General features: G+C 72.7%; 8 protein-coding genes. 5 read left to right on the top strand and 3 right to left on the bottom strand.

Annotated elements, in window-relative coordinates; genetic code table 11:
* Positions 1-391: 391 nt before the first annotated feature.
* The gene (locus FH969_RS14165; protein WP_139987815.1) at positions 392-1,696 is read right to left on the bottom strand and encodes a glycosyltransferase; all 1,305 of its coding nucleotides are present in this window, start codon (positions 1,694-1,696) and stop codon (positions 392-394) included.
* Positions 1,697-1,760: 64 nt separating this feature from the next.
* On the opposite strand from FH969_RS14165, the gene FH969_RS14160 reads away from it, so the two are divergent.
* The 4 genes from FH969_RS14160 to FH969_RS14140 all read left to right on the top strand — a co-directional run bounded on the left by FH969_RS14160 (position 1,761) and on the right by FH969_RS14140 (position 3,863).
* A complete protein-coding gene (locus FH969_RS14160; protein WP_108718011.1) occupies positions 1,761-2,405 on the top strand; it encodes a TetR/AcrR family transcriptional regulator in 645 nt (214 codons plus the stop codon).
* 143 nt (positions 2,406-2,548) lie between these two features.
* The gene (locus tag FH969_RS14150) at positions 2,549-3,280 is read left to right on the top strand and encodes a mismatch-specific DNA-glycosylase (protein WP_246071981.1); all 732 of its coding nucleotides are present in this window, start codon (positions 2,549-2,551) and stop codon (positions 3,278-3,280) included.
* Between the two features lie 76 nt (positions 3,281-3,356).
* The gene (locus FH969_RS14145) at positions 3,357-3,608 is read left to right on the top strand and encodes a type II toxin-antitoxin system Phd/YefM family antitoxin (RefSeq protein WP_108718010.1); all 252 of its coding nucleotides are present in this window, start codon (positions 3,357-3,359) and stop codon (positions 3,606-3,608) included.
* Complete coding sequence (locus FH969_RS14140) at positions 3,609-3,863, top strand: Txe/YoeB family addiction module toxin (protein ID WP_108718009.1); 255 nt, start codon at positions 3,609-3,611, stop codon at positions 3,861-3,863.
* 55 nt (positions 3,864-3,918) lie between these two features.
* Here FH969_RS14140 and FH969_RS14135 read toward each other — a convergent pair whose 3' ends face one another.
* On the bottom strand, positions 3,919-4,569 hold the full coding sequence (locus FH969_RS14135; protein WP_342777041.1) for a DUF3500 domain-containing protein: 651 nt from the start codon (positions 4,567-4,569) through the stop codon (positions 3,919-3,921).
* 284 nt (positions 4,570-4,853) lie between these two features.
* Here FH969_RS14135 and FH969_RS14130 point away from each other — a divergent pair, with 284 nt between their 5' ends.
* The gene (locus tag FH969_RS14130) at positions 4,854-5,687 is read left to right on the top strand and encodes a hypothetical protein (RefSeq protein ID WP_139987811.1); all 834 of its coding nucleotides are present in this window, start codon (positions 4,854-4,856) and stop codon (positions 5,685-5,687) included.
* 48 nt (positions 5,688-5,735) lie between these two features.
* Here the strand turns inward: FH969_RS14130 and FH969_RS14125 are convergent, their stop codons facing one another.
* Positions 5,736-7,187 carry a glycosyltransferase 87 family protein gene (locus tag FH969_RS14125; protein ID WP_139987809.1) on the bottom strand — a complete coding sequence of 484 codons (1,452 nt, stop codon included), beginning with the start codon at positions 7,185-7,187 and terminating at the stop codon, positions 5,736-5,738.
* Between the last annotated feature and the right edge of the window lie 236 nt (positions 7,188-7,423).

Below are 7,423 nucleotides of genomic sequence, written 5' to 3'. Positions count from 1 at the left end.
AGTCCGCAAAAAGTCCGGCCGAGACCGGTGATCGCCGACGACGCCCAATGGTCCCGTCAGTGCGTTTCCGCAGGTCAGACCGTGTTTCCCGGCACCGACCGACGATGACCAACAACAGCCGAAACCCCGCGTGATCGTTCCGCTTCAACGTGTAGCGCCATCGACGCTACGCGCCATGCGCTGAGGCTGGTCTCGGGCGATCTGGTTGAGACCGACGTGCGTCGCATGGCCGCGCAGCACGACGGACGCCCAGACTGCGGCAATCTGCCGGGTCCACCCGCCCCGCGTGCGCGACGCGGAACACCAAAGACTTCGCTCAGACCGGCGTCGAGCTGGTCGATCCGTGGTCCGCGTCGTGGGCACAGGCGGTGTCAGGAATCACGCCCGGCCCTCACCCGCCGGACGGCGCGGACGCCGGCGTGCTGAGTGAGGCCAGCACGCGGTCGAGCGTCGCGAGCGCGTCGGTCCCGCGGATGTCGGCCCCGATTCGCGCCGCGGCCTCGCGGTAGCGCGGCTCGCGGAGCACGCGCTCGACGGCGTTCGCCACCTTGGCGGGCTTCGGCGCGTTCGTCCGCAGGTTGATGCCGACATCCGACCAGCCCACCCGTGCGGTCACCTCGATCTTGTCCTCGGTCTGTCCGGCGACGACGAGCGGCACCCCGTGCGCCAGCGCCTGCTGCACGCCGCCGTACCCCCCGTTCGTCACGATCACGTCGAGCTTCGGGAACAGCGCGCCGTACGGCAGGTACCGCTCGACGCGGACGTTCGCCGGCACGGGGCCGACGTCCTCGACCGGCCGACCGCCCGTCGAGACCACCACGATCACGTCGCGGTCGGCGAGCCCGTCGATCGTCGGGCGCACGAGCGAGCCGAAGTCGGTGTTGGCGACCGTGCCCTGCGTCACGTGCACGACCGGGCGCTCGCCGTCGAGCTCGTGCCACCACGTCGGCAGCTCGGTCGAAGCGTCCGCTGCGGAGGGCAGCGGCCCCGTGAAGTGGACCGTGGCCGGGAGGTCCGAGCGCGGGTACTCGAACGACGGCACGGTGAGCTGGGCGATCGCGTCGGCCCGCGCCGGCCACTCCAGGAAGGAGCCGCCGAAGGTCCGTCCGACGAGGTCCTGCGCGAGCCGGTCGGCCTCTGTGTTGACCGGCCCGAAGATCACGTTCCGCGTCACCGCGGCCAGAACGCGGTTGCGCAGGCGACCGACCGGACCCCGCATCGGGGTCATCCCGATACCGAACGGTGCGGTGTCCCGGCTCGGCGTGCCGAGCGGGAAGATCCCGAGCACGAGCACCGGCGGGCGCTCCTCGCGAGGACGGAGGGCGAGCAGCGCTGCACCGAGGAACAGACCCTCGGTGATCACGGCGTCGACCGGTTCGGCGTCGAGGGCGGCCGCGAGCGCGCCGTACTGCGCGCGACCGGGCGCGAGGAAGAGGTGCCGCATGTCGTAGCGGATCCCGGCGGGCCCCTTGAGGTTCGCCCGCTCCGGGAAGAGGTCGCCGGCGCGGTCGAGGTCGATGTCGGCCTCGGCGGGGACCGCGAGGAACTCCGCGCCCGCAGCCACCACGTCGGCGCGGTAGCGAGACCCGGTCAGGACCCGGACCCGGTGTCCCGCCGAGAGCAGGTGACGCGCGACCGCGAGCGCCGGCACGACGTGCCCGTGCGCCGGGGTGATGCAGACGAGATACGAGGCCATGGTGTCCTCCGGTAGGGTTTGGCTTGCTCAACCAATGATTCACTACACCTGGAGGTTGGTCAATATGTCGGCCACCCCTTCCCGCGTCTACCGCTCCGAGCTGCGAGCCGAGCAGGCCGAGCGCACGCGACGCCGGATCCTCGAGGCCGCAGCCGCCGAGTTCTCCGAGCGCGGCTACCAGGCGACGACGATGGCGGCCATCGCCCGGGCGGCCCGCGTGTCCACCGAGACGGTCAAGTCGGCGGGCTCGAAGGCCGAGCTGCTCATCGGCGGTTTCGAGATCACGTTCGCCGGGCAGGAGGGCGCCGACAGCCTGGCGGACACCGAGACGGCCGCGCCGGTGTTCGAGCTGCCCGACGATGCCGTCCTGACCGCGGTCGTCGGCCTCGTCACGGCAGCGAACGCCGCGAGCAGTCGGCTCTGGACGGTCCTGCTGGGCGCGTCGCTGTCCGACCCCGTGGTCGACGAGGCTCTGCGGCGCATGCTGGAGCACCGCCGTCGGGACTTTCGCCTGCTCGTCACGGAGCTGGTGCGCCGCGGGCTTGCCGGCGGCGCCGACGGCGAGCTCGACGTCGAGCGCACGGCGGACCAGCTCTCGTTCCTCATGTCGCCGGAGGGGTACCAGCAGCTCGTCGACCAGTCGGGGTGGTCGCCCGAGGACTACCGCGCGTGGGTGCACGACGCCGTGCTGCGCGTGGTGCGCGGGTGAACACGTACGCGATGACCGAGCAGCCACGAACCGTGACGCGTGATCGGTTCGTCGCCGACGCCGACGCCGACGCCGGGATCGTGGACGCCGCGACGATGCGAGAGGTCGACGGCTGGCTCCGCGACTTCCTCGCGCTGCCGTAGATGGTCGACGACATCGACGGGCAGGAGGCCGTCCTCGGACGCCCTCGCCGGCCATCGCCGATGGGCGGCGGGCGTCCGGTGCGCGCGGACCTCGCCGCGTTCGACGGGATGCCCGACGGCGTGGACGACGTCCTGCCCGCCAGCGGACGTGTGCGCCTGCTCATCGTGGGCGTCAACCCCGGCCTGTGGACCGCGGCGGTCAACGCCCCGTTCGCCTTTCCCGGGAACCGGTTCTGGCCGTCGCTGCACCGAGCCGGCCTCACCGAGCGGCCCGTCGACGCCGCCGCGGGACTCAGCGCCGACGACGAGGCGCAGCTGCTCGGCCGCGGCATCGGCATCACCAACCTCGTCGGGCGGGCGACGGCGCGGGCCGACGAGCTGACCCGTGACGAGCTGCGCGCGGGCGGGGCCCGGCTCGTCGAGCGACTGACCCGGCCGGGCGTCTCGCAGAGCTCCGACGCGAACGCCGAGCACGGCGCCGGCCCGAGCGTGAATCCTCACCCCGGCCTGCGTCCGGACGCGGTCGCCGTCGCCGGCATCACCGCGTTCCGCACCGCTTTCGGTCTGCCGAAGGCGCGACTCGGCCGCCAGGACCCCGCCCTCGTCCCCGGCTGGCCGCCCGGCGTCGCGCTCTGGGTGGTGCCGCAGCCCAGCGGCCTCAATGCGCACGCGACCGTCGACTCGCTCGCCGGCCAGTGGCGCGAGGTCTGGTCCTCACTGCCACCGGTTTAGCCACCCCGCGCAGGCTTCTCGTCGAGGAAGTGGTACCGTTTTTCCGTACAAGTCGCCCACCGACCAAGGCGGTCCGATGTCCATCAGTGCGAGCGAGGCGCGCAAGACCCTCTTCCCGCTCATCGAGAGGGTGAACGACGACCGCGAGGCGATCGAGATCGTCTCGCGGCGCGGCAACGCCGTCCTCATGGCGGCCGACGACTACGCCGCGTGGCAGGAGACGGCCTACCTGTTCCGATCGCCCGCGAATGCGCGCCGGCTTCTGGACGCGTTCGAGCGTGCCCGCGAGCACCAGACAGAGGCGCACGAGCTCGACCAGGCGGACTGAGTGCGACTCGTCTGGGACCGCTCGGCCTGGGAGGACTACACGTACTGGCAGGCGGCCGACCGACGGGTCCTCAAGCGGATCAACACGCTGATCGAGGCGTGCCTGCGCGAGCCGGCCCACGGCATCGGCAAACCCGAGCAGCTCAAGTACGGCGCGCAAGGCGCCTGGTCCCGGCGGATCACCGACGAGCACAGGCTCGTGTACCTCGTCGACGGGGACGACCTGGTGATCCTCCAGGCGCGCTACCACTACTGAGCGAACACGCCGCTGCGAGTCCACCACCGACCGAGATCCGGCGCGCCCGCCTGCGTCAGGAGGTCGACGAGCCGCCGGGTGCCGCTCCGTCGCCCGGGGGAGTCCCCCCACCGGGAGCGCCGGCGCCCGCGCCGCCACCCGTCCCGGACGCGGCCTGCTGCGTGACGCTCCCCGCGTAGTCGTTGCTCGGGTCGCGGTAGATCGTGTGCACGTTGCCCCAGCCCGAGGTGCTCACGGCCTCGACGTCGGCCCCCGCGGAACCCTGCTGCGCCTGGAACGCGACGTAGACGTCGGGCCCGGAGATCGAGAAGCTGATGCCGTTCCCGGTGGTCATGTCGTAGGTCGTCTCGCCCGACCACGCGATCTCCGTCTCGTCGAGCGTCGCCTCGATCTGCGCGAGCGTGGTCGCGGTGGTCTCCTCGTCCGCCATGCCGGCCCAGTTGGCGACGAGCTCGAGCAGCAGCTGCCGCTGCTCGTCCGTGAGGTCGGACCCCACGAGCCCGGAGCCCGTGGCGAAGTCGCACGTGTCGCCCGGTGCGCACATGCTCACCTCGCCCGAGGTCAACGTGGCCTGCTGCTCGGCCGTGAGGCTGTCGAAGAACGCGAACGCGTCGGTGTAGATGCCGTCGAACGGCTGGACCTCCTCGCCGTCGTCGTTCGTGTAGACCGCGGGCTGCACGCCGAGGTGGGTGGGCGCGAACGTGATCGTGCCGCCGTCGCCCGCGGAGCCGTTGAGGTCCGCGTTGATGCCCAGGAGGCGAGCACGCCGGCTCCGCGACGGGGAGCGGCCTGGGGGGAGGTCGAGGTGGTCATGGCAGCACGGTGCTCACCGATCGTGTGCGTCCGCTGTGCGCGCTCTGGGTCCCGCCTTCGACGTGCGCCCACCCCGCACCACGCACGACGGCGAGCTCGCCCGCGGCGGCGAGCACCGGTCCGCGGGGCGCGAGACGCCGTGCCGGCCGCTCGGACACCGGCACTACATTCGCGACCATGAGCGAGGTCAGCACGCCCTCCCCCTGGAGCCCCGCGTGGCTGCGCGAGCGGGTCGCCGCGAACGTCGCGGGGGAGAAGGGCCTGGAGACGCTGGCTCTCACGTGCGGCGCGCTCGCCTTCGTCGTCGGGGCGCTCGTGAGCATCGCGGTTTTCAACCTTCGGCCGGTCCCGATCGAGGGACCAGGCTCGCTCGGCCACCTCGTCGCGCTCTCCTGTGGTGTCGCCGGCACCCTCGCCTTCGTCGCCGGGCAGCTGGTGCTTGCGCGGCGCGGCGCCGCCCGGCCGGTGAGAGGTGTCCTCGACGTCGTGGACCTGGTGGCGATCGCCGTCGCGCACGGCGCCGTGGCGCTGCTCCTGGCGACCCTGCTCGCGGAGATCTTCGCGCTCGGCTTCGTCGGCGCGAGCGTGTACCCGCTCAGCGGCGTCGTCCTCGCCGGCGCCGTGCCGGCCGTCGCCGCCTACCTGACCTTCACCTCGGCGACGCACCTGTCGCTGCAGAGCCTCGCCGTCGTGCTCGCGGCGTTCCTCTCGATGGGCGTGCTCACCTCGACGATCACCGCAGCGGACCCGCAGTGGTGGCAGGTGCACCTCAGCGAGCTCGGGACGACCGGGGACCTCTCGGCGTCCGCCTTCAACGGCACGCTCGTCGTGGCGGGCATCCTCGTGACGGTGCTCGCGCGCCGGTCGGCCGACCTCATCCCGAGCCCGGTCCGCAGCGGCCGCGAGCGGGTCCGGCTCTGCCTCGTGCTCGTGGGGGTCTTCCTCGGCTGCGTGGGGACCTGCGTGCCGTGGCGGCGCTCGCCGGGGACGCCGCCTCGGACATCCCGGTGAACCCGCCCGACGGCGAACCGGACGCCGCGTAGGTCGGCTCCGGCCCGCTCAGCTCGCGGGGGCGGACCCGGCGGGCTGCTCGTCCCGCGAGGCGCGCGGGTCCCGCTCGGGGCAGTCGGCCGTCGCGTCATCCTCGTCGACGTCGACAGCCTCGACGGCGACCGCGTCGTGCTCGGCACCCGCACGGCCCTCGGCGACCTCGTCCCGCTCCGGCGCGGCGGCCGGACCGCCCAGCTCGGGCTTGCGCAGGAACCACCGGACGACCTCGATGAGGAGCCACACGATGAGCAGGTTGCGGGCCGCGAGCGTGAGGGTCATCCCAGGAACGCCGTAGACGAGTGCCGGGTAGGACCACGGGAAGATGAACTGGGTGACGAACGCGACGACGAGCACGGCCGCCGCGGTACGGCGCCACTCGCGCAACCCGTAGGCGAGCGCGACCGCCACGGGTGGCGCGATCCAGCCTACGAACTGGGGGCTGAACACCTTGTTCGTGACGAGCAGGATGAGGACGACGAGCAGGCCGCCGTGCGTGACCATCTGCAGGCGCGCGGCGGGAGTCCAGAACCGGCGGCCCGCCCGCACACGCCACGCGATCATGAGCGCCACGGCGCCGGCGATCGCGATCGGCAGCGCGACGTCGAGGAAGGTCCCGGCCGCGGGGGTGCCCGGCCCGTGCACCTCGTAGGTGATGATCTGCCGGTTGTACAGGCGCGGGAAGGTGTCCGGCGCGAGCAGGCCGGCGAGCATCCACGGCGTCGCGCCGACGGCCTCGAGCTGGAGCCCGCGCTCGCCCTGCTCGGCGAGGAACGACGCGAGGTGGTCGGTCCCGCCGAGCGCCACGACCGAGCCGGCGACCACGAGGCAGACCGCCGCGGCGGGCAGCACGACGTCGCGCCACGGCCGGCGGCTCGCGATGACGAGGGGGAGCATGAGCGCGCCCGGAGCGACCTTGATCCAGGCGGCGGCCGTCAGCAGCGCCGACGCCGTCCGCGGATGGTCCACGGCCCGCAGCAGCGCCAGGATGACGAGCGGTGCGACGACCGCGTCGAGCCGGCCGAGCGCGACCGGGCCGAGGAAGGCGATGAAGCCCACCCACCACCACGCCGCGGTGAGCCCGCGACCGCGGCGCAGCAGGGCCCCGACCGCGAGGGCGTTGAGGCCGGTGACGAGCAGGATCCACGCGATGAGGAAGACGACCGCGCTGCCCGGGACGAGGCCGGCCACGGTCATCGGGACGAGGGCGCCCGCCGGGTACACCCAGTCGAAGTCGAGGACCGGCCACCAGCCGGTCGCGAAGCCGTCCACGATCCAGCGCCGGTAGAGCGAGAGGTCGCCGTACCCGCCGGGTCGGTTCACCAGTCCGACGACGAGCAGACCCCCGTGCACGACGGCGAACGTCGTCCACAACCACGCCCGCGAGGCGAGAGCGGATCTCGCCACCTCGCCGGCGCGCACACGCACGGGCTCGGGCACGAGCCCGGTCAGGAGTGACGACACCGTCCCACTCTCCCAAACGATGCGCCGATCCCGTGGGGAGATGCTGTGTGGGATGCGTCTCCGCCCGCCGTGTTACGCCAGTGTGTCGCACCCCTGGTAGCAGGTACCGATTGGGTAACGATTGCCCGATCGGGCCCGGGAGCGGACACCTGCGCGCAATCCGCTGTGGTTACCGTGGCCCCACTTGTGCTCTTCCTCACGGTGCGCCCATGAAGGCCCGCCGGCGTGCATCCGGT

The sequence above is a fragment of the Miniimonas arenae genome, from assembly GCF_006351005.1.
Classification (GTDB): Bacteria; Actinomycetota; Actinomycetes; order Actinomycetales; family Beutenbergiaceae; genus Miniimonas; species Miniimonas arenae.
The sequence above is the reverse complement of the archived record's forward strand: the minus strand, read 5'-3'. Positions and strand labels throughout refer to the sequence as shown.